This is a genomic window from Rubrivivax sp. JA1055 (assembly GCF_020966565.1).
Taxonomy (GTDB): Bacteria; Pseudomonadota; Gammaproteobacteria; order Burkholderiales; family Burkholderiaceae_C; genus Rubrivivax; species Rubrivivax benzoatilyticus.
The window spans coordinates 522,733-540,953 of record NZ_JAJKFP010000006.1; the positions used below are offsets into that span (position 1 = coordinate 522,733).

The 18,221-nt window shown below is 72.8% G+C and carries 24 protein-coding genes and 1 tRNA gene; 5 read left to right on the forward strand and 20 right to left on the reverse strand.

The genetic code is table 11. From position 1 onward, the window contains the following. Position 1: 1 nt before the first annotated feature. The 14 genes from LOC65_RS11800 to LOC65_RS11865 all read right to left on the reverse strand — a co-directional run bounded on the left by LOC65_RS11800 (position 2) and on the right by LOC65_RS11865 (position 11,255). Positions 2-661 carry a class II aldolase/adducin family protein gene (locus LOC65_RS11800; protein ID WP_230247607.1) on the reverse strand — a complete coding sequence of 220 codons (660 nt, stop codon included), beginning with the start codon at positions 659-661 and terminating at the stop codon, positions 2-4. Then, positions 658-1,749, reverse strand: coding sequence for an S-methyl-5-thioribose-1-phosphate isomerase (mtnA, locus tag LOC65_RS11805; RefSeq protein WP_009856950.1), 1,092 nt, complete (start codon positions 1,747-1,749; stop codon positions 658-660). The genes LOC65_RS11800 and mtnA overlap by 4 nt, the downstream gene beginning before the upstream one ends. After that, complete coding sequence (locus LOC65_RS11810) at positions 1,746-2,615, reverse strand: S-methyl-5'-thioadenosine phosphorylase (RefSeq protein WP_230247608.1); 870 nt, start codon at positions 2,613-2,615, stop codon at positions 1,746-1,748. Before LOC65_RS11810 ends, mtnA begins: the two co-directional genes overlap by 4 nt. Before the next feature lie 148 nt (positions 2,616-2,763). Beyond that, positions 2,764-3,792: a tRNA dihydrouridine(20/20a) synthase DusA gene (dusA, locus tag LOC65_RS11815; RefSeq protein ID WP_230247609.1), complete on the reverse strand. Its 1,029-nt coding sequence runs from the start codon at positions 3,790-3,792 to the stop codon at positions 2,764-2,766. A gap of 40 nt (positions 3,793-3,832) precedes the next feature. Next, complete coding sequence (locus LOC65_RS11820) at positions 3,833-4,633, reverse strand: alpha/beta fold hydrolase (RefSeq protein WP_230248288.1); 801 nt, start codon at positions 4,631-4,633, stop codon at positions 3,833-3,835. A 71-nt stretch (positions 4,634-4,704) separates the two neighbouring features. Then, entirely contained in the window at positions 4,705-5,586 is an 882-nt protein-coding gene (locus tag LOC65_RS11825) for an alpha/beta fold hydrolase (RefSeq protein WP_230247610.1), read from the reverse strand. Positions 5,587-5,684: 98 nt separating this feature from the next. Further along, positions 5,685-6,047: a carboxymuconolactone decarboxylase family protein gene (locus tag LOC65_RS11830; RefSeq protein ID WP_009856955.1), complete on the reverse strand. Its 363-nt coding sequence runs from the start codon at positions 6,045-6,047 to the stop codon at positions 5,685-5,687. A 117-nt stretch (positions 6,048-6,164) separates the two neighbouring features. Continuing rightward, positions 6,165-6,629 carry a hypothetical protein gene (locus tag LOC65_RS11835; protein WP_230247611.1) on the reverse strand — a complete coding sequence of 155 codons (465 nt, stop codon included), beginning with the start codon at positions 6,627-6,629 and terminating at the stop codon, positions 6,165-6,167. A 281-nt stretch (positions 6,630-6,910) separates the two neighbouring features. Next, a complete protein-coding gene (locus LOC65_RS11840; protein ID WP_230247612.1) occupies positions 6,911-7,846 on the reverse strand; it encodes a lipocalin family protein in 936 nt (311 codons plus the stop codon). Next, positions 7,827-8,297: a phage holin family protein gene (locus LOC65_RS11845; RefSeq protein ID WP_230247613.1), complete on the reverse strand. Its 471-nt coding sequence runs from the start codon at positions 8,295-8,297 to the stop codon at positions 7,827-7,829. The genes LOC65_RS11840 and LOC65_RS11845 overlap by 20 nt, the downstream gene beginning before the upstream one ends. Positions 8,298-8,306: 9 nt before the next feature. After that, positions 8,307-8,642: a YqjD family protein gene (locus LOC65_RS11850; protein WP_009856959.1), complete on the reverse strand. Its 336-nt coding sequence runs from the start codon at positions 8,640-8,642 to the stop codon at positions 8,307-8,309. 13 nt (positions 8,643-8,655) lie between these two features. Beyond that, complete coding sequence (locus LOC65_RS11855; protein ID WP_230247614.1) at positions 8,656-8,898, reverse strand: GlsB/YeaQ/YmgE family stress response membrane protein; 243 nt, start codon at positions 8,896-8,898, stop codon at positions 8,656-8,658. Between the two features lie 88 nt (positions 8,899-8,986). Next, positions 8,987-10,018: a nitronate monooxygenase family protein gene (locus LOC65_RS11860; RefSeq protein ID WP_230247615.1), complete on the reverse strand. Its 1,032-nt coding sequence runs from the start codon at positions 10,016-10,018 to the stop codon at positions 8,987-8,989. A gap of 79 nt (positions 10,019-10,097) precedes the next feature. Continuing rightward, entirely contained in the window at positions 10,098-11,255 is a 1,158-nt protein-coding gene (locus LOC65_RS11865; RefSeq protein WP_230247616.1) for a glycosyltransferase, read from the reverse strand. A gap of 75 nt (positions 11,256-11,330) precedes the next feature. Between LOC65_RS11865 and LOC65_RS11870 the strand changes: the two genes are divergently transcribed. The 3 genes from LOC65_RS11870 to LOC65_RS11880 all read left to right on the forward strand — a co-directional run bounded on the left by LOC65_RS11870 (position 11,331) and on the right by LOC65_RS11880 (position 12,497). Then, positions 11,331-11,567, forward strand: a complete 237-nt coding sequence (locus tag LOC65_RS11870; protein ID WP_230247617.1) for a hypothetical protein — start codon at positions 11,331-11,333, stop codon at positions 11,565-11,567. Between the two features lie 122 nt (positions 11,568-11,689). Then, entirely contained in the window at positions 11,690-12,076 is a 387-nt protein-coding gene (locus LOC65_RS11875; protein ID WP_230247618.1) for a hypothetical protein, read from the forward strand. Positions 12,077-12,119: 43 nt separating this feature from the next. Continuing rightward, on the forward strand, positions 12,120-12,497 hold the full coding sequence (locus LOC65_RS11880) for a hypothetical protein (protein ID WP_230247619.1): 378 nt from the start codon (positions 12,120-12,122) through the stop codon (positions 12,495-12,497). A 24-nt stretch (positions 12,498-12,521) separates the two neighbouring features. On the opposite strand, the gene LOC65_RS11885 is transcribed toward LOC65_RS11880, so the two are convergent. Continuing rightward, a complete protein-coding gene (locus tag LOC65_RS11885) occupies positions 12,522-13,310 on the reverse strand; it encodes a B12-binding domain-containing protein (protein ID WP_230247620.1) in 789 nt (262 codons plus the stop codon). A 387-nt stretch (positions 13,311-13,697) separates the two neighbouring features. Between LOC65_RS11885 and LOC65_RS11890 the strand changes: the two genes are divergently transcribed. Next, a complete protein-coding gene (locus tag LOC65_RS11890) occupies positions 13,698-15,095 on the forward strand; it encodes a TAXI family TRAP transporter solute-binding subunit (protein ID WP_230247621.1) in 1,398 nt (465 codons plus the stop codon). A 73-nt stretch (positions 15,096-15,168) separates the two neighbouring features. Here the strand turns inward: LOC65_RS11890 and LOC65_RS11895 are convergent, their stop codons facing one another. Then, a complete protein-coding gene (locus LOC65_RS11895; protein ID WP_206023550.1) occupies positions 15,169-15,570 on the reverse strand; it encodes a hypothetical protein in 402 nt (133 codons plus the stop codon). 119 nt (positions 15,571-15,689) lie between these two features. Here LOC65_RS11895 and LOC65_RS11900 point away from each other — a divergent pair, with 119 nt between their 5' ends. Further along, positions 15,690-16,418: an autoinducer binding domain-containing protein gene (locus LOC65_RS11900; RefSeq protein ID WP_230247622.1), complete on the forward strand. Its 729-nt coding sequence runs from the start codon at positions 15,690-15,692 to the stop codon at positions 16,416-16,418. 506 nt (positions 16,419-16,924) lie between these two features. Here LOC65_RS11900 and LOC65_RS11905 read toward each other — a convergent pair. The 4 genes from LOC65_RS11905 to LOC65_RS11920 form a co-directional block, all read right to left on the reverse strand. Continuing rightward, entirely contained in the window at positions 16,925-17,149 is a 225-nt protein-coding gene (locus LOC65_RS11905; RefSeq protein ID WP_009856969.1) for a zinc ribbon domain-containing protein, read from the reverse strand. A gap of 116 nt (positions 17,150-17,265) precedes the next feature. Continuing rightward, positions 17,266-17,342, reverse strand: a tRNA-Pro gene (locus LOC65_RS11910). A gap of 40 nt (positions 17,343-17,382) precedes the next feature. Beyond that, on the reverse strand, positions 17,383-17,820 hold the full coding sequence (locus LOC65_RS11915; RefSeq protein WP_009856970.1) for a MerR family transcriptional regulator: 438 nt from the start codon (positions 17,818-17,820) through the stop codon (positions 17,383-17,385). A gap of 33 nt (positions 17,821-17,853) precedes the next feature. Then, positions 17,854-18,213, reverse strand: coding sequence for an integration host factor subunit alpha (locus tag LOC65_RS11920; protein ID WP_009856971.1), 360 nt, complete (start codon positions 18,211-18,213; stop codon positions 17,854-17,856). Between the last annotated feature and the right edge of the window lie 8 nt (positions 18,214-18,221).

An 18,221-nucleotide genomic window follows, 5' to 3' on the forward strand; every position in this document is an offset into this window, starting at 1 on the left:
GTCAGCCGCGCCGCGCGCTGCGGCCGTAGCTGCGGAACCTGGCGATCACCTCGTCCATCTCGGCACGGCCGAGCACACGCGGCTCGGTCACCGCCAGCGCCTTCAGGTAGACCTCGCACAGCGACTCGATCTCCAGGCAGACCTTCATCGCCTCGGCCAGCGTCGCGCCGGCGGCCACCAGCCCGTGGTGCGCCAGCAGGCAGGCCTTGCGATCGGCCATCGCCTCGCCGACCGCCGCCGACAGCGCCTCGGTGCCGAAGGTGTGATACGGCACCAGCGGCACGGTGTCGCCACCGGCCACCGCGATCATGTAGTGGAAGGCCGGCAGCGGCCGGTCCAGGCAGGCCAGCGCCGTCGCGTTGGGCGAATGCGTGTGCACGACGGCGTTCAGGTCAGGCCGGGCGCGGTAGACCGCCTGGTGGAAATGCCATTCCGACGACGGCTGCCAGGTCCCTTCGACACGGCCGTCGGCGAGGAAGACCCGCACGAAGTCCTCGCCGCAGACCTCGGAGCCCATGCCGGTCGGCGTGATCAGCATCGCGTCGCCGCAGCGAACGCTGAGGTTGCCGGTGCTGCCGCGGTTCAGCCCGCGCGCGTCGAGCAGCCGCACCGCGGCGGCGGCGTCCTCGCGTGCGGCGACCTCGACGAAGGGCACGCTCATCGTGCGCTCCGGGCGGCCAGCGCGCGCAGCGCCGTCTCGTCGGCCGGGAAGACGCCGTGCTCGGTGACGAGGCCGCTGACCAGGCGCGCCGGCGTGACGTCGAAGGCCGGGTTGGCGGCCGTCGTGCCCTGGGGCACCAGGCAGACCTCGGCCAGTTCGCCGGCCGCCGTCAGCCCGGCGATGTGCGTCACCTCGCGCGCGCTGCGTTCCTCGATCGGAATCTCGCGCACGCCGTCGGCGAGCTTCGGGTCCAGCGTCGAGGTCGGCATCGCGACGTAGAACGGCACGCCGTTGTCGTGCGCGGCCAGCGCCTTCAGATAGGTGCCGATCTTGTTGCAGACGTCGCCGCGGATCGTCACGCGGTCGCAGCCGACGATGCACAGGTCGACCTCGCCGCGCTGCATCAAATGGCCGCCGGCGTTGTCGGCGACCAGCGTGTGCGGCACGCCGGCCTTGCCCAGTTCCCAGGCCGTGAGGCTCGCGCCCTGGTTGCGCGGGCGGGTCTCGTCGACCCAGACGTGCAGCTCGATGCCGCGCTCCTGGGCGCGGTAGATCGGCGCCGTCGCGGTGCCCCAGTCGACGGTGGCCAGCCAGCCGGCGTTGCAGTGCGTCAGCACCCTGACCGGGCCGGGGCGCTTCGCCGCGATGGCCTCGATCAGCGCCAGGCCGTGGTCGCCGATGGCACGGTTGACGGCCACGTCTTCCTCGGCGATCGCGTCGGCCAGCGCCCAGGCGGCGGCGCGGCGCTCGGCGGCCGGCAGCGGGCGCAGGTGGCTCAGCATGCGGTCGACGGCCCAGGCCAGGTTGACGGCGGTCGGGCGCGCGGCGCGGATGCGTTCGCAGCCGGCTTCGAGCGCGGCATCGCCGGCGTCGGCGTTCATCAGCAGCGCCACGCCGTAGGCGGCGCTGGCGCCGATCAGCGGCGCGCCGCGCACCCACATGTCGCGGATCGCGACGATCATCTCGTCGGCGCTGGCGACGCGTTCGATGACCAGGCGGTGCGGCAGCAGGCGCTGGTCGATGATCTCGACCGCCTCGCCGCCGGCGACGGCGCGGATGGTGCGCAGCGGGGTTCCGTCGACCTTCATCCGAGCACCCGGCCGGCGATGGGTTGCAGGCGCTTGACGACCTCGGGGTCGCGTGCGGCGGGCGCGGTGATGATCGCGTTGTCCAGCGCGTGGCGGCAGCGGCAGGCGGTGGCGTGTTCGTCGTGGGCGACGTCCTCGGCCAGGCCGCGCACCATCTGGCGTGCGTTCTCGGCGTTGTCCAGCAGCACCTTGACGATCGCGTCGACGGTCACGGCGTCGTGGCCGACGTGCCAGCAGTCGAAGTCGGTGACCATGCTGACCGAGCAGTAGCAGAGCTCGGCTTCGCGTGCGAGCTTGGCCTCGGGCATGTTGGTCATGCCGATGACGCTGCAGTTCCACGAGCGGTAGAGGTGCGACTCGGCGCGCGTGGAGAACTGCGGCCCTTCCATCGTCAGGTAGGTGCCGCCGCGAACATGCGGTACGCCCTGCTCGGCCAGGCGCTTCTGCACGTGGTCGCCCAGGCGCGGGCAGGTCGGGTCGGCCATCGAGACGTGGGCCACGCAGCCGGTGCCGAAGAAGCTCTTCTCGCGCGCGAAGGTGCGGTCGATGAACTGGTCGACGATGACGAAGGTGCCCGGCGGCAGGTCGGCGCGCAGGCCGCCGACGGCGCTGCACGACAGCACGTCGGTGGCGCCCAGTTGCTTCAGCGCGGCGATGTTGGCGCGGTAGTTGACCTCGCTCGGCGGGATGCGGTGGCCGCGGCCGTGGCGCGGCAGGAAGGCCAGTTCGGCGTCGCCCAGGCGGCCGAGGAAGATCTCGTCGGAGGGCGCGCCCCAGGGCGTGTCGACCGAGACCCAGCGGGTGTCGGTGAGGCCGGGCAGGTCGTACAGGCCGCTGCCGCCGATGATGGCGAGTCGTTTCGTCATAGGTCGTCGAAGCGCCGCGGCACGCGGCGGAGTCGGGAACGAGGAAGGCCGGCGCCCGCGGAGGCGGCCGGCCTCGTGCCGCCGGCGTTCACGCCGCCGGCGATGGCCGCATCCTACGTCGCGGTGCCGCGTCTGCGGCTGCCGAATGTCAAGCCGCCGGAGCGCCCTGCTCCGCCGCGGCGCGCGCCGGGCGCTGCGCCAGCGCGTGCACGACGGCCGCCGGCTCGGCCTTCAGGCGGTGGTCCGACCAGACCTGGCGCCAGCGCCGCGCTCCGGCCTCGCCGTTCCACAGGCCCAGCATGTGGCGCGCGACGTGCGCCCAGGGCACGCCGGCGGCGGCCTGACGCTCCATGTAGCGCACCATCGCCAGCTCCACGGCCGCACGGTCCTGCGCCGGCGCGGGCTCGCCGAAGAAGCGCTCGTCCCAGGTCGCGAGCGTCCAGGGCTCGTGGTAGGCGGCGCGGCCGACCATCACGCCGTCGACGTGGGCCAGCTGCGCGGCGATCGCCTCGTCGCCGGCGATGCCGCCGTTGACGACGATCGTGAGCTGCGGGAACTCGGCCTTCAGCCGGTGCGCGACCTCGTAGCGCAGCGGCGGGATGTCGCGGTTCTCCTTCGGGCTCAGGCCTTCGAGCCAGGCGTTGCGCGCGTGCACGATGAAGACCTCGCAACCGGCCTCGGCCACGCGGCCGACGAAGTCGCGCACGAAGCCGTAGCTCTCGTCCTTGCCCAGGCCGATGCGGTGCTTGACGGTCACCGGCAGCGACACCGCGTCGCGCATGGCCTTCACCGCGTCGGCGACCAGCGCCGGCTCGTTCATCAGGCAGGCGCCGAAGGCACCACGCTGCACACGCGGGCTGGGGCAGCCGCAGTTCAGGTTGACCTCGTCGTAGCCCCAGCGCTCGGCCAGCTTCGCGCAGACGGCCAGGTCGGCGGGCTCGCTGCCGCCCAGCTGCAGCGCCACCGGATGCTCCTCGTCGCCGAAGTCGAGGTGTCGCGGCTGGTCGCCGTGCAGCAGCGCGCCGGTGGTCACCATCTCGGTGTACAGGCGCGCGTGCTGGGTCAGCAGGCGGTGGAAGTGGCGGCAGTGGCGGTCGGTCCAGTCCAGCATCGGCGCCACGCAGAGGCGCCAGGGGCTGGGTTCGACGGCAGGGACGGAAGCAGGAACGGCAGACATCGCAGGTCTCGGGCGCCGGGCGGCGCAGCCCTCGATTGTCTCAGCCCGGCGCGCGCACGAAGTCCTGCAGGGCCTCGATCACGCGCTCCGGGGCGCTCATGTGCGGCAGATGACCTTCGGCATCGATGACACGCAGCGTGCTGCCGGCGATCGTGCGGTGCAGGAACTCGGCCGCCTCCAGCGGCACGGCGGCGTCGGCTCGTGTCTGCAGCAGCAGCGTCGGGCGCTGCAGGCGCTGCAGGGTCTGGCGGTAGTCGCACTGGAAGATCGAGCACAGCACGGTCAGGATCGCGTCGGACGGCACGCTCTTGATCGTCCGGGCGAAGTGCTCGGCGAGTTCGGGCCGGTCGCGGTTGCCCATCGCCACCGGCGCGAACTGTTCGGCCCAGGCGTCACGGCCGATCGTCACCGCGCGGTACAGCGCGTTCAGGTCGGCCTCGCTGAAGCCGCCGTGGTAGCCGGGCTCGTCGAGGTAACGCGCCGACGCGCCGATGCAGGCCAGGCGCGCGAACTGCTCCGGACGCGCGATCGCGGCGAGCATGGCGGCCGTGGCGCCCATCGAATGGCCGACCAGCACGACGTCCTTCAGTGCCAGTTCGTCGAGCAGCATGTTGAGGTCACGCGCGTAGCCGTCCATCGTCAGGTAACGATGCTGCTCGAAGGCCGCCGGGTCCGAACGGCCGGCGCCGACGTGGTCGTACAGCACGATGCGGAACTCGTCGGCGAATGCGGGCCAGATCGTGTCCCAGGCGCGCTGATCGGTGCCGAAACCGTGCGCGAACACGAGGCTCCGGGCCGCGCCGGCGCGGCCCACGATGTGGACGTGGTGCTTGTCTCGCACTTCCAAGAGCGGCCTCCCCAAGGTCCTCCGCGAGCGATTATCACCAGCGACCGGACGGCAAGAAGCCGGTCTCAGGCCCGGCGTGTATTGGCTTCGATCGTGTCGGCAAAACGCGGCAGCAGTTCGGCCGGCAGGTCGTGGCCCATGCCGTCGACGATCTCGACCTGCGCGCCGCGGATCTTGACGCCCAGGTCGTGCGCCGCCGCCGGCGGCACCAGCGGGTCGGCGCGGCCGTGCAGCACGACGGTCGGCGCGCGGATCGCGCCGAGCATCGGCGTGCGGTCGCCGTCGGCGATGACGGCGGCGATCTGGCGCGCCGTGCCGGCCGGGCGCCAGGCGCGGTCGACCGCCTGCTCGAAGCGGCGGCGCATCACCGCCGGGTCGGGCGGATAGCCGGGGCTGCCGATGCGCTGCATCACGCGCTCCAGGTGGGCGACGATCGCGGCGCGCGAGTTGTCGGCGGGCCGGGCCAGCAGCGCCTGGCGCGCGCGCAGCGTCGGCTGCGGCAGGCCGCGCGCGCCCGAGGTCGTCATCATCAGCGCCAGGCTGCGCACGCGCTCCGGGCGACGCGCGGCGATGTGCTGGGCGATCATGCCGCCCATCGAGGCGCCGCACAGGTGCGCAGTAGCCAGTCCCAGCGCGTCCATCACGCCCAGCGTGTCGGCCGCCATGTCGGCCAGCCGGTACGGCGAGCGTGACGGCAGGTGCAGCGCGTAACGGATGCCGGCGAACGCGAGGTTGGGCACGCCCAGCGCGTCGAAACCCTGGCTCAGGCCGGCATCGCGGTTGTCGAAGCGCACGACGCGAAAGCCCCGCTCGACGAGCTGCTGCACGAACTCCTCGGGCCAGGCCGTGAGCTGCATGCCCAGCCCCATCACGAGCACCAGCGGCGTGCCGTCGGGCGGGCCGCGGTCGTCGACTTCGATGGCGATGCCGTTGGCGGTGACCTGCATCAGCGGCCCCCTGCCCCGGCGCGGAACGGGCCGCGGCGGCGGCACGGGACGCGGACAGTCATGGCAGCGATGTTATCGGCAGCCGTGCCGCCGCGGTCTCAGGCGGCGGGCGCCGCACGTTCGCCGCCAAACTCCTCGTAGGCCTGCAGGGCCTTGGCCGCGTACATCAGCGAAGGCCCGCCGCCCATGTAGACGCACAGCCCCAGCATCTCCTCGAACTCGGCACGCGTGCAGCCGAGCTTGACCAGCGCGTCGGCGTGAAAGCCGACACAGGGATCGCAGCGTGCGCCGACCGACAGCGCCATCGCGATCAGTTCCTTGGTCTTCTTGTCCAGCGTGCCGCTCTTCGTGGCCGCCATGGCCAGGGCGGAGAAGCCCCGGGTGGTGTCGGGAATGTCGGCGCGCAGCTTGGCCAGCGAGGCCGAGATCGAGGCGGTGAGGTCGCGATAGGAGTCGGTCATGATACGGGGCAGGGTATGGTTGCCAACCCGCATTCTGCCCCTTCCGACGGCCGTGTGCTTGCCCTGGCACAAGCCGCGGCAGCGCCGGGCCTGCGGCCTGGCGCTGCCGCCAGCGTCTCACTCGACGACGAAGAGGAAGCCGACCAGCTCGCCGCGCTCGTCCTGCATCTCGTAGACGTCGGCGCCGTCCACCGCCGCCGGGCCGGACATCCGGGTCGCGGCCGCCCGGGCCGCGGCCAGCGCCGCCAGGCGGTCGGGCACGGCGTCCCAGGCGGCATGCTGCTGCCGGTGCGCCTGTTCACGCGCCGCCAGCACCGCCGGCGTGTCGCCGGCTTCGCCGTCGGGGGTCAGCGTGCCATCGGCGCGCGCACGCAGGTACTCGTCGCGCACGGCCGCGCGTGACGGCGCCTCGGGAGCGGCCACCGGCACCAGGCGCACGCCGGGCGGCACGCGGGCCGGCTCGGCCACCGGCACCAGGCGCACGCCGGGCGGCACGCGGGCCGGCTCGGCCAGCGGCTCCTGGGCGATGGCGCTGCCGGCGGCCAGGGCCAGCGCGGCGATCAGGGGGGACATCGGGTTCATCGGACATCTCCTGGTGCGAGGGCGGGGTCGAGCCGGCCGGCATCGGGCGGTCGTACAGGCTCGTCGCCGTCCTCGTGACGGGCCGCCGGGAAGGCTGCCCCATGACGACAACCGTACGCCGCCACCCGGCGGGTGCAGGTCGGGCGGCAAGGCACGGTGGCGTAGGACGAAGCCGTGTGCAGCGCGCGCCCGGCCTTGGAGCAGGCGCGACGAGGCGCGAGCCCGCACGCCTGACGGTGTGACCGCGGCGGGGGAACGCGGTGCCCCCGCTGTTCGCGTCGTCAGACGCGGCCCGGTGTGCGCGTCGCGGCGTCGCCGCCCGGGTCGGCGGCTTCGGCCTCCGGCGGGAGATGCAGGTGCAGCCGCTCGACGGCGAAGCCTTCGCTGCGCGCGATGTCCAGCAGGGCCTGCAGCGTCTGCGGCGCGACCGACGGCGTGCGCGACAGCAGCCACAGTGACTCCCGGCTCGGGTGGCCGAGCAGCGCCACCGTGTAGCCGCGATCCAGCGCGAGGATGCGGCAGTCGGCCCAGCCCAGCGGCAGCGCGTGCAGCCAGGACGGCAGGAAGTTCTGCTCCAGCCGGGCATTGCCGCTGCCCGGCACCACGCGCACCACGCCGCGGGCGACACGCTCGCGGCCGTCGGCCCCACGGCTGCGGTTCTCGACCCGCAGCCCGTCGCCGGACAGGGTGTAGTGCACCTGCGGCGAGCCGCCGCCCGCGGCCGCGCGCCGCGAGCCCAGCCGCGCCACCTCGTGCCAGGTGCCGGCGTAGCGCGCCAGGTCGACGTGCTCGACGGTGGCCAGCGGCGGCCAGGCCGGCGGCTGCATCCACTTCTGCAGCAGCGGCACGCCGACTCCGAGCACGGCAGCCGCCGTGGCGGGGCTGGTGCGGTCGCGCCAGCGTGCCGGCAGCAGCGGCCACAGCAGCCCCAGCAGGCTGGCCCAGGGCAGCGCGGCGGCGTCGCCACCCACGGGCGGCGGCACGCGGGCGGACGGCGGCACGGTGGCCGGCCCCGTCTTCAGCACGCGCCACAGCGCTGTTCCGGCGAGCAGCACGGCCAGCCCCGAGGCCGCCAGGCGCCACGGGCTGGCCGCGCGGCGCGCACGCCGGCCCAGCGTCTCGGCGCCGGCGACCAGCCGCCGTTGACGCGCGATCAGCGCCGCCTCGGCCGCCTCGATGCGCGCGTCCAGGTCGGCGTCAGGCGGCAGCACGTTCATCGGCAGGGCCCGGGTTGGCCTGGCGCGGCGGGGCCGCCGGCGTCAGCGTCAGGTGACGCCGCGTGCGCGGCAGTTGCAGCAGCGGCACCAGACGGCGGATGCGCCGCAGCGCCAGCAGCGCCGCCGCCAGATTCAGCGCCAGCACCAGGGCCAGTGCCCAGGCCCAGTGCAGGCCGGCTTCGAGCAGCGCGACGGTGGCGCCGGCCCACAGCGCCAGCCAGCCGGTGACGGCCAGCACCGCGACCGCCACGACCAGCATCAGGATCTGCGCCAGCGCACGGCCGGCGCGCACCAGCTCGAGCGACAGCAGCTCGACCCGGTCGCTGACCAGGCCGGGCAGTTCCTGCAGCAACGACTGCAACGTGTCCAGCCAGCCCTGGGGCGGCGGCGGGGACGAGGCCGCACCGGCCCCGCCCTCGCCGTCCGGTGCTGCGCTGCGGGCGTCGTCCATCGGCGCCGCTCAGCGCGTCAGGCGCGCGATCAGCACACCGACGGCCAGCGCGGTGGCGATCGCGGCGATCGGGTGCTCGCGCACCGTCTCGCGCAGGCTCTCGGTCCACTCGTCGCCGGTCTCGCGCAAGGCATCGGCCTTGGCATGCAGGCGCTCCTGGGCGTCGTGCACGCCGTCGTGCAGCCGGCTGACGTGCGGCGCGGCACGATCGGCCAGACGGTCGATGGTCTCGTGCGCGCCCTGCACCACGCGCTGCAGCAGTTCGTCCTGCTGGACGCGGCCGTCGGGGCTGCCGGCCGTGGCGGCGGCGGCAGCGCGGGGGGTGTCGTCGGGAGTCGAAGTCATCGGGGATCTCCAGTCAACGCGGCGTGCCGCGACGGAACAGGTTGACGAGGGCCGGCACGATGACCGCGCCGGCCAGCGAAACGAGGAGCGCGCCAAGGCTGGACTCGCCGATGCCGACCTGCGGCGACAGCAGCCAGACCGCCAACGCCGCGCCGATGACGCCGCCGACGGCGTGGAGGAACAGGCCCTGCTGCGCGTCGGAGCGCGTGATCCTGCGGGCGCCCCCGCCGACGGCAAGCCAGACGACGGGGTTCATCACCGGCAGCTCCTGTCTCCATCATCTGGCAATCGCAGTGCCCGGACCGATGCGGGGGGCTTCGCGCCGTGGCCGTGGCGCCACGGGCTCAGGCGTCGAAGCCGGCGGCCAGGGCCTTGACGACCTCGGCCGCGGGCGCTTCGCGGCAGCCGTCGCGGCGCGTGCCCGACCACAGCGGCGTGAAGTCGTCGCGGCCCAGCGCCTCGGCACGTTCACGCAGCGGCGCCAGCGCCGCCGACGCCAGCGGGAACGGCGGCGCCACCGCGCTCAGCGGGCCCAGCTCGCGCATCGCCCGGTTGACGAGCCCGCGCGCCAGGCCGCCGGAGAACAGGTTGGTCAGCGCCGTCGGCTCCGACGGCTCGCGCAGCCGGGCGCGGTGCAGCGCCGAGGTGCGGGCCTCGTCGCAGAGCAGGAAGGCGGTGCCGCACTGCACGGCCGCGGCGCCGCGCTCCATCACCGCACGCACGCCGGCCGCGTCGGCGATGCCGCCGGCGGCGATGACCGGCACGTCCAGCCGCGCCACCAGCGCCGAGACCAGCGTCGCGGTGTCGAGCTGGCGCGCCGGGTCCGGGTCGAGGAAGTGGCCGCGATGGCCGCCGGCCTCCAGCCCCTGGGCGATGACGGCATCGACGCCGCGGGCCTGCAGCCACAACGCCTCGTCCAGCGTCGTCGCCGAAGCCAGCACGAAGGCGCCCCAGCGGTGCACGCGCGCCAGCAAGGCCGGCTCGGGCAGGCCGAAGTGGAAGCTGACGATCGGCGGACGCACGGCCTCCAGCAGCTCCGCGGCCTCGGCGCAGAAGGGTTGTCGGCTGGCCACTGCCGCACCGGGCCCGGGCAGCGGCAGGCCCAGTTCGTCGTAGTACGGCGCCAACGCGGCCAGCCAGCGGCGGTCGAACGCCGCCGCGGGCGGCGGCGGCACGTGGGCGAAGAAGTTGACGTTGTATGGCCGGCCGGCGTCACGCAGCCGCTGCAGCGCGTGCTCGAGCGCTGGCAGCGGCAGCATCGCCGCTGCCAGCGAGCCGATCGCGCCGGCGTCGGCGGCAGCCAGCGCCAGGCACTCGTCCTGTACGCCGGCCATCGGGGCCTGGATCAGGGCCAGGGTCTGGAACGGGAGGCGCATGCGTCGATTCTGCGTCGCTGCAGATGGCCCCTGTTCCGCTGGTGGCAGGCCGGACGCGGCGCCGTGCCGGCGCGAGAGATCAGGCCGGAGCGGCATCGCCCAGCCGCCCTGCGCCGCGGCGCTCGGCCACCGCGCACAAGACCTGCTCGAAACGCTGCAGCACGAGAGGCCAGTCGGCCGCGACAGCGCTCTCGCGGGCCCGGCGGCGCAGGGCCGAGCCGGGCCGGGCCTGCGCCAGCGCGCGGGCCAGTGCGGCCTCGAAGCCGGCTTCGTCGCCCGGCGGCGCCAGGCAGCCGTTGTCGCCGTCGACCACGTGCACCGCGGCGGCGGCGGTGTCGAAGGCGGCGAGCGCCAGCCCGCTGGCCAGGGCTTCCAGCGTCACGTTGCCGAAGGTGTCGGTCAGGCTCGGGAAGGCGAAGGCGTCGGCGCTGGCGTAGTGACGCGCGAGCTCCTCGCCGGTGCGCTGGCCGACGAAACACGCCTCGGGGTGACGGCGCTGCAGGCTCGGACGCTGCGGGCCGTCGCCGACGACCACCATGCGCAGCCCCGGCCGGGCGGCGCGCAGCCGCTCCCAGCAGCGCAGCGCCAGCGCGACGTTCTTCTCCGCCGCCAGCCGGCCGACGTGCAGCAGCACCGGGTCAGCGGCGGCGGCGCCCCAGGCGGCACGCAGCCTGTCGTCGCGCCGCGCCGGATCGAAACGCCGGGCGTCGACGCCGCGGCCGCTGACCGCCAGCCGCCGGAAGCCGGCTGCCGCGAGCTCGGCCGCCAATGCGGCGGTCGGCACGAAGCTGCAGTCGGCGCGCTCGTGCAGACGCCGCAGCCAGGCCATCACCAGCGGCTCCAGCCAGCCCAGCCCGTAGTGCCGGCTATAGGCGTGGAAGTTGGTGCGGAAGTCGGCGCTGGTCGGGATGCCCTCGGCGCGGGCGACGGCCAGCGCGGCGTGCGCCAGCGGCCCGGGTGTCGCGACATGCACCAGTGCCGGCGCGATCCGACGCCAGCGCCGACGCAACGCGGCCCGTGTCGCCAGTCCCCAGCGCAGCTCGGGATACATCGGGATCGGCGCGCCGGCACAGCGCCATTCGTCGGCGTCATCGCGTGCCGCCTCGCCACGCTGGCGCGGGCGCACCAGATGCACCGGGTGGCCTGCGGCCCGGAGGTGGGCCACGGTGCGCGCGGTCGTCAGCGCGACGCCGTTGACTTCGGGCGGATAGGTTTCGGTGACGTAGACGATCTGCACGTTCCCTCTCGTGAATGACGCCGCAGGCGGCACAGGGCGCCTTGGCCGCAGGCGCGGTCTTGGCCCCGCGTGCGCATGACCCCGAATGCCGACCTGCCTCGAAGCCGTTTCGCCGACGCGTCGGCCGCCCGCCAGGCGGTCGATTGCGACCTGCCGCTCATTGAGCCGGCGCTGCATGACAGCGACGTGAGCGGCCTGGGCGTGCTGCATCCGGCGCGGACCGTGTCGAGCACGACCGTCACGGTGCCACGCATGGAACATGCTGCAGCGCAGCAACGCTCTGGTATAAGGACTCATCCTGGTGACCCCTGACGCCATGAACCGCTTCTTGCCCCCGCTCTCCGTCCACGATCGATCGGTTCCCGTCGTCCAGGCCGCCGCGCCTGCGCCGCTGCAGGCGCGGGTGGCGGCTGCACGCTGAGGCCCGCCGCGCCATGCGCATCGCTGTCGCCGTCGACGAGAACGCCGGCCGCATCGCCGGCCACGCCGGCCAGTGTCGCCACTGGCTCGTCTACGAATGCCGCGCCGGCCAGCCGCTGCCGCAGCCGCAGCCCCTCGAGCTGAGCCGGGAGCAGCTGCCGCATCACTTCAGGGACGACGGCCCGCATCCGCTGCGCGGCTGCGAGATGCTGGTCGTGGGCAGTGCCGGTGACGGCTTCGTGCGTCACATGGCCAGCTGGGGCGCGGAGGTCGTGCGCACCGGCGAGTCGGACCCGCGCCGCGCGCTCGAGCGCCTGATCGCGGGCGACCCGCTGCCCGACACCCGACCGGACGTCACGCGGCTGCTGTGCAAGCTGCGTGACCTCTTCTCGCGCCACTGAGGCCGCGCTTGACCCGGGGCGCGCCCGGCGCGAGCATGGGCCGATGAACGATCCTGTTCGCAGCGCCCGCCGCCAGAGGCGGGCCGTCATCGGCCTGGTGCTGGTTTCGACGCTGGGCGGCGGCTGCGCATCGGCCGATGGCGAGCGCGTGAGCGTCTTTCTTTCCGCGGGCACGCGGCAGTGCGAGCCGGCCGCGGCCGATCCGATGGACGCCGCGCTGCAGCGCCTGGCGGCTGCCGGCGTGCAGGCGACCGCACCGCGCTGCGGCCACGATGGGCGCATCCGCGCGGCGATGTGCGGCCTGTCAGATGGCCGCATCCTGGTCGTCGATGTGCCCGGCGCGATGCTGGACGAGGCACGGACCTTGGGCTGGCGGCCACTGGCCGAGCTGCCCGACGCGCAGCTGCGGCGCTGCGAGTGATCCCGGCCGGCGCGGCCGCCGGAGTCAGTGCAGCAGCTCGAAGCGCGAGGCCCAGCGGCTGCTGCCGTCGGCGCCGACGCGGCGCGCCGCGCTGCGGTCCTCGTGGAAGGCCCGCCCGCTGACGACGACGACCAGATTCGGGTTGAGCGACACGGCACGGGCCCGGGAGATGAACTGCGCCAGGCGGTCGAGCCGGTGCGAGCGACGGAACGACGGGCTCAGCGAGATGCAGAGCACGTCGTAGTGGCGCGCGGCAACCAGGGTCTGCAGGGCGTCGTCGGTTTCCGGGTACTCGGACTGCGGCAGCCAGCCGGCCTGCCAGAGCGACTCGGCGTCGAGCGCGGCGCCGAGCATGTGGGGCTCGCCGGGCAAGGGCACGACCAGCGCGGCACGGCCAGCATGGCCGGCGACGCGCGAGCCGCAGCCGTCGAGCTGGCGCAGCTCCGACAGCAGCCGGCACAGCCCGATGGTGACCTCGCTCTCGGTGCAGTCGTCGGACGACCACAGATCACCCAGGCGTCGAGCCGCCGGCTCGACGAGCCCGGTGAACAGGCGGTGCAGTGAACCGTGGCCGGCGAAGTGCTCGCACAGCAGCTCTCGCACGCCAGTGCCGGTGGGCCCCACCAGGCGGCGGGCCAGTTCGATGGCCCGGCGCTCGTCGACGACAGCCGGCAGCGACTGGTGCCAGGCCACGAGGCCGGGCAGCAGCACGGACTCGATCAGGCGCATCACCTCGGGCTGCGATCGCCCGGCGGGCGCCGGTGCGCCATGGCGCCCGGCGGACACCACGGCCGGCATCGTGCAGGGCGCCATCGCGACGCCGCCTGCACAGGCCGAGACGCCCCTCTGCAGCGGCAAGACGACCGAGCGCCGACGCACCGCAGCGCTGCGCAGCGCGTACCACAGGCGAGCCAGGCGGTCGGCTGGGCCAAGAAGCCAGAGTGCCGCGCGCAGGGTGCCGCTCCACCGGGGCGAGATCGACTTGCCAGCGTCCCGCGGTGACGGCTCCGAGGCGGGCGCAGGTCCGGTACTGCGTTCCGTCATGCGCCAATCCTAATCACGAATGCCGGACGGGCATGTGGTTGCGACAAACACTAGTCACTTTCCCTGAGTCCTGCGTGCGTCCGCCTGCCGGAACACGAGAGACGATGCCATCTGACGGAAAGCAGCCCGATCTTCTCTCCGTTATCGTCGTGCCCGATGGACTCCGGCCCCCCTTCCCCGCGCGCACCGCTGGCCCGCCCGCTCGCGCTGCGCTGGCGTGACGCGCTGCTGCAGTTGTCGGCCTGGGCCTCGCTGGCCCTGGCGGTGGCGGCCGTGGCGGCGGCCTGGGTGGCCTACCGCTGGCTGGAGCCGACGCCCGAGCGCCGCATCGTCATGGCCAGCGGGCCGGCACAAGGCGCTTACGAGGAGTTCGCGCGGCGTTACGTCCCGCTGCTGCGCGCGCACGGTGTCGAGGTCGAGATCCGGCCCACCGGCGGCTCGGCCGACAACCTCCGGCTGCTGCGCGATCCGGCCTCCGGCGTGCAGGTGGCGTTCGTGCAAGGCGGCGTCGACGAGATCGTTGACCGGGACTCCGACACGCTGCAGTCGCTGGGCACGATCGCGCACGAGCCGCTGTGGGTGTTCTACCGCGAGGCCAGTGCGCGGGGTTTCGGGCCAAGGGGGCCGAACCGCGTGGCGCAGATGGCCGGCTGGCGCGTCGAGGTCGGCCCGCAAGGCGGCGGCACGGCGCCGCTGTGGCGGCAGATCCTGGCCGCCAACGGCGTCGACCCAAGAGCGATGCGGCTCGAGCACCGGCCGACCGTGTTCGGCGTCGTCGAGCTCGTCGAGGGCCGGGCCGACGCGCTGGCGATGGTCTCGGCCGCCGATGCGCCGCTGGTGCAGTACCTGCTGCGCGCACCCGGCGTGCGGCTGATGGACTTCGAGCAGGCCCAGGCCTACGCCCGTCGGTTCCCGTTCCTGCACGCGCTGGCGCTGCCGCGAGGCGTCGTCGACCTGGCGCACGACCAGCCACCGCACGACCTGCACCTGGTGGCCACCAGCGCCTCGCTGGTGGCCCGGCAGGACCTGCACCCGGCGCTGGTTCAACTGCTGGTACAGGCCGCCCGCCAGGCGCATGGGGGGGCCGGCTGGCTGCACGCACCCAACGAGTTCCCGCAGGCGGCCAGTGCCGAGTGGCCGCTGGCGCCGGAGGCCGAGCGATTCGCGCGCAGCGGCCCGCCCTGGCTGCAGCGCTACTTCCCGTTCTGGTTCGCAAGCTTCGTCGACCGCATGTGGATCGTGCTGCTGCCGCTGGCCGCGGCACTGATCCCCTTGTCGCGCGTGCTGCCGCCGCTGCTGGCGATGCGCTTCCGCTCGCGCGTCTACCGCTGGTACGCCAATCTGCGGGAGCTCGAGCAGGCCATCGAGCGGCCGGATGCGGAGTTCGGCCGCCTGCACGCCGAGCTCGACCGCATCGACGCGCAGATCGCCCGCATCGGCCTGCCGCTGGCCTACACGGGCGAGCTGTACGACCTGCGCAGCCACGTGCAGCTGGTGCGCAAGCGGCTGCTGGTGCGCGCCTCGGCTCAGACGGCGGAGACTGCCGCGGGCTGACGCCGCAGCGCTGGGCACTGCGAGTCCGTCTGTTCGCGCCGGAATGAGGCGAACGGAGCGTGTGGGCCGCGGCTCAGCAGGCGACGGATGCGCGCTGGCGCCGGGGCGATCGCACACGCGCCGGCTCGGCCTTCGCCGGCGAGTGGTGGCGCACCATGCGCAGGATGGTGCACACGGTTTCGCACCACGGCAGTTCGTGTGCCAGGCGGTTGAGGGCGACCATCGCCGACAGCCCCTCTTCGGCCGGCGCGGTCGCGCCGACGCAGCGCAGGTTGGACTCGATCCCGTTGGGATCGCTGAGCACCACCACGCCGGGCCGCAGTTCGGTCCAGCTCCATGTCGCGGCCACCTCGACGCCTTCGAGCGTGGCAGCCCACACGGTGTCGCCTTGCCAGCGGCCCTGCTCGTCACGCGGCGCGCGCACCCGAGTTCCCATGTGCCACCACGCCGGCCATTCGGCGGGGTCGTCCGGCATGTACCATTCACGGATGGGCCACATCCGGATCATCCAGGGTTCGACGCAAACGGTGCCCATTAGATGACGATCTGCAAAGGAATTCGCCGGCAAGGGCGCGACGATGCGCCACGGTCGGCATGTTGGTCACGGCGATGAGATACCGGGATTTTCTGGACATTGGCACCGCGAGCGATCACGCGACGTTCAAGTCGCGGCTCGTGAGCTTTGCCCAGAATCTCGACTTCCAGATCGTCCAGGCCGTGCTGATGATCAAGCGCCCGTCGCAGCCGTCCATCGTCTCGCGCCTGAGCAACCTGCCGTCGGACTTCGCCGAGGCGTCGATGGACGAGGCGGACTCGCGGCGCGACCCGGTGCTGCAGCGCCTGCGCACCGCGAGCGTGCCCTTCGTGTACGACCAGACGACGTACGTCGAGGCCGGCGCCGGCGACCTCTGGGAAACGCAGGCGCGCTACGGGTTCCGCACCGGCATCTCGATGTCGCTGCACATGCCCGGCGGCCGCCAGTTCCTGTTCGGCGTCGACCGCGAACAGGCATTGCCGGCCGACGAGCGCGAACTGATGCGCCTGATGGCCGACCTGCAGCTGCTGGCGGTGCACGCCCAGGAGACTGCGGCGCGGGTGATGATGCCGAAGCTCGACAACGTCCCGAAGCGTCCGAAGCTCACGCCGCGCGAACGCGAGGTGCTGCAATGGACCCGCGAGGGCAAGTCGGCCTGGGCGATCGGCCAGATCCTGTCGATGAGCGAGCACACGGTGGTGTTTCATCTTCGCAATGCGATGACGAAGCTCGAGGTCTCCAGCAAGCACAGCGCGGTGCTGAAAGCCATGGAGATCGGGCTGCTCTGAGGCCTCGGCACGCGAGAGCCTCCCGGTTGGCGAAAAAAGAGGCGTCGCCCATGACGGGCGACGCCTGACGCGAGTGCGCTGGAGGGACGAACGCTCCCGCATCGAAGGCCCGGGTCGTGATCACCAGCACTTGCCGGGCGCAGAAAACATTGCGCGCTGAAAACCGATGGCGCCGGGAGCGAAATCCCGCCGAATTCCATCGGGTCAGCACCGCAATTCAATAATCAATCAGAGGCCGCCGGTGCGAGGGAAGCCCAGGATTTCAGCAATGATGTCCCACATGATCGTCTCCCGATTAAGCCTTGCGGCTGCCAATTCAGTGAGACGAATTCCACCAGCGGAACGCCGTTTCCGGTCCTCCAAACCTTTGCAGGTATGACCCGCAGACGCGCGCCGGCGCCGCCCGACGTCTGGTGACGGGGCGCTGCCAGAGGAGGTGCGCCCCGCGACTCAGGGGCGGCGGATTGCGACGAGGGGCCTGAGCCGCCCGCCTGCGGCGGCCGGGCTCAGTCGAAGGCGCAGGAACCCGGGCCGCCGGCGCGGCCGCAGCCGGCGCACGGGTTCGGCATCGGTGCGGGCGCATGGGCTTCGGACTTGCCCGCGGCGAAAACCGACAGCTGTTTGTCCAGCGCCGTCGAGTGGCAGTGCGGGCATTCGGGAACAGTGTCCGAGCGCACCAGCGTCTCGAAGCGCTGGCCGCAGTCCTGGCAGGCGTATTCGTAGATCGGCATCGTCAATCGTCCAAATCGAGCGCAAGGCCGCACCGGCGCGAATGGAAAGACGCGGCACAACTGGCGGCCCAAGCAAAAGGCCCGGTATCTTGCGATACCGGGCCTCGGCTTATCAATGGTCGGGATGGCGGGATTCGAACTCGCGACCCCTTGCACCCCATGCAAGTGCGCTACCAGGCTGCGCTACACCCCGACGAAGCCCTGCAGTATACCTCAGGGAATGCGCTTGTGAATCATGGCGTCAGCAACTCGCGGATCGACAGCAGTTCGGCCCGCAGATGCGACACCCCGTCCGACCAGTCCGCAGCCGTCGCGAGCTCGGAGTCGACCGCCTCGGCCGCCGGATCGGCGGCGCCCTCGAACTCCGCCGGCACCGAGCCGTCGATGGCGTCGAGCGCGGCGGCACGCGCTGCCGGATGGCCGTCGGCCAGCCGGTTGCGTGCGCCGCTGATCGTGAAGCCCTGGTCGTAAAGCAGCTCGCGGATGCGCCGGATCAGCAGCACCTCGTGATGCTGGTAATAGCGGCGGTTGCCCCGCCGCTTCATCGGCTTGAGCTGCGTGAACTCCTGTTCCCAGTACCGCAGCACATACGGCTTGACGCCGCACAGCTCGCTCACCTCACCGATCGTGAAGTAGCGTTTGGCAGGGATGGAGGGGAGCGTTTTCTCCATTGAAAACAACAGGATCGACGCGGGATCGAGACTTTACTCGAAGTCCACCTCGGCCGGCGTGTCGCCCTGCACGATCGCCTTCAACTTGTGACTCGCGTGGAAGGTGACGACGTTGCGCGCCTTGATCGGGATGAGCTCGCCGGTGCGCGGGTTGCGGCCCGGGCGCGGCGCCTTGCGGCGGATGTTGAAGTTGCCGAAGCCCGAGAGCTTGACGTCGTCGCCTTCGACGAGCGTGCCGTGCACGATCTCGAAGAAGGCTTCGACCATGTCCTTGGACTCGCGCTTGTTCAGGCCCAGACGGTCGAACAGCAGGTCGGCGAGCTCGGCCTTCGTGAGGGTCGGCGTCTCCAGCGACGGCAGGATGACGCGTTCCTTCGGTGCGGTGTCGGTCATGTCGGATC

Coding starts and splice junctions, on each gene's coding strand:
- LOC65_RS11850 (WP_009856959.1), bottom strand. CDS start 8,642: ATGACTTCGACTCCCGACGACACCCCCCGCGCTGCCGCCGCCGCCACG.
- LOC65_RS11915 (WP_009856970.1), bottom strand. CDS start 17,820: ATGGAGAAAACGCTCCCCTCCATCCCTGCCAAACGCTACTTCACGATC.
- LOC65_RS11900 (WP_230247622.1), top strand. CDS start 15,690: ATGTTGGTCACGGCGATGAGATACCGGGATTTTCTGGACATTGGCACC.
- LOC65_RS11800 (WP_230247607.1), bottom strand. CDS start 661: ATGAGCGTGCCCTTCGTCGAGGTCGCCGCACGCGAGGACGCCGCCGCC.
- mtnA (WP_009856950.1), bottom strand. CDS start 1,749: ATGAAGGTCGACGGAACCCCGCTGCGCACCATCCGCGCCGTCGCCGGC.
- LOC65_RS11880 (WP_230247619.1), top strand. CDS start 12,120: ATGAACGATCCTGTTCGCAGCGCCCGCCGCCAGAGGCGGGCCGTCATC.
- LOC65_RS11920 (WP_009856971.1), bottom strand. CDS start 18,213: ATGACCGACACCGCACCGAAGGAACGCGTCATCCTGCCGTCGCTGGAG.
- LOC65_RS11835 (WP_230247611.1), bottom strand. CDS start 6,629: ATGAACCCGATGTCCCCCCTGATCGCCGCGCTGGCCCTGGCCGCCGGC.
- LOC65_RS11855 (WP_230247614.1), bottom strand. CDS start 8,898: ATGAACCCCGTCGTCTGGCTTGCCGTCGGCGGGGGCGCCCGCAGGATC.
- LOC65_RS11890 (WP_230247621.1), top strand. CDS start 13,698: ATGGACTCCGGCCCCCCTTCCCCGCGCGCACCGCTGGCCCGCCCGCTC.
- LOC65_RS11885 (WP_230247620.1), bottom strand. CDS start 13,310: ATGGCGCCCTGCACGATGCCGGCCGTGGTGTCCGCCGGGCGCCATGGC.
- LOC65_RS11830 (WP_009856955.1), bottom strand. CDS start 6,047: ATGACCGACTCCTATCGCGACCTCACCGCCTCGATCTCGGCCTCGCTG.
- LOC65_RS11895 (WP_206023550.1), bottom strand. CDS start 15,570: ATGCCGGACGACCCCGCCGAATGGCCGGCGTGGTGGCACATGGGAACT.
- LOC65_RS11870 (WP_230247617.1), top strand. CDS start 11,331: ATGACCCCGAATGCCGACCTGCCTCGAAGCCGTTTCGCCGACGCGTCG.
- LOC65_RS11845 (WP_230247613.1), bottom strand. CDS start 8,297: ATGGACGACGCCCGCAGCGCAGCACCGGACGGCGAGGGCGGGGCCGGT.
- LOC65_RS11810 (WP_230247608.1), bottom strand. CDS start 2,615: ATGACGAAACGACTCGCCATCATCGGCGGCAGCGGCCTGTACGACCTG.
- LOC65_RS11875 (WP_230247618.1), top strand. CDS start 11,690: ATGCGCATCGCTGTCGCCGTCGACGAGAACGCCGGCCGCATCGCCGGC.
- LOC65_RS11860 (WP_230247615.1), bottom strand. CDS start 10,018: ATGCGCCTCCCGTTCCAGACCCTGGCCCTGATCCAGGCCCCGATGGCC.
- LOC65_RS11840 (WP_230247612.1), bottom strand. CDS start 7,846: ATGAACGTGCTGCCGCCTGACGCCGACCTGGACGCGCGCATCGAGGCG.
- LOC65_RS11825 (WP_230247610.1), bottom strand. CDS start 5,586: ATGCAGGTCACCGCCAACGGCATCGCCATCGAAGTCGACGACCGCGGC.
- LOC65_RS11905 (WP_009856969.1), bottom strand. CDS start 17,149: ATGCCGATCTACGAATACGCCTGCCAGGACTGCGGCCAGCGCTTCGAG.
- dusA (WP_230247609.1), bottom strand. CDS start 3,792: ATGTCTGCCGTTCCTGCTTCCGTCCCTGCCGTCGAACCCAGCCCCTGG.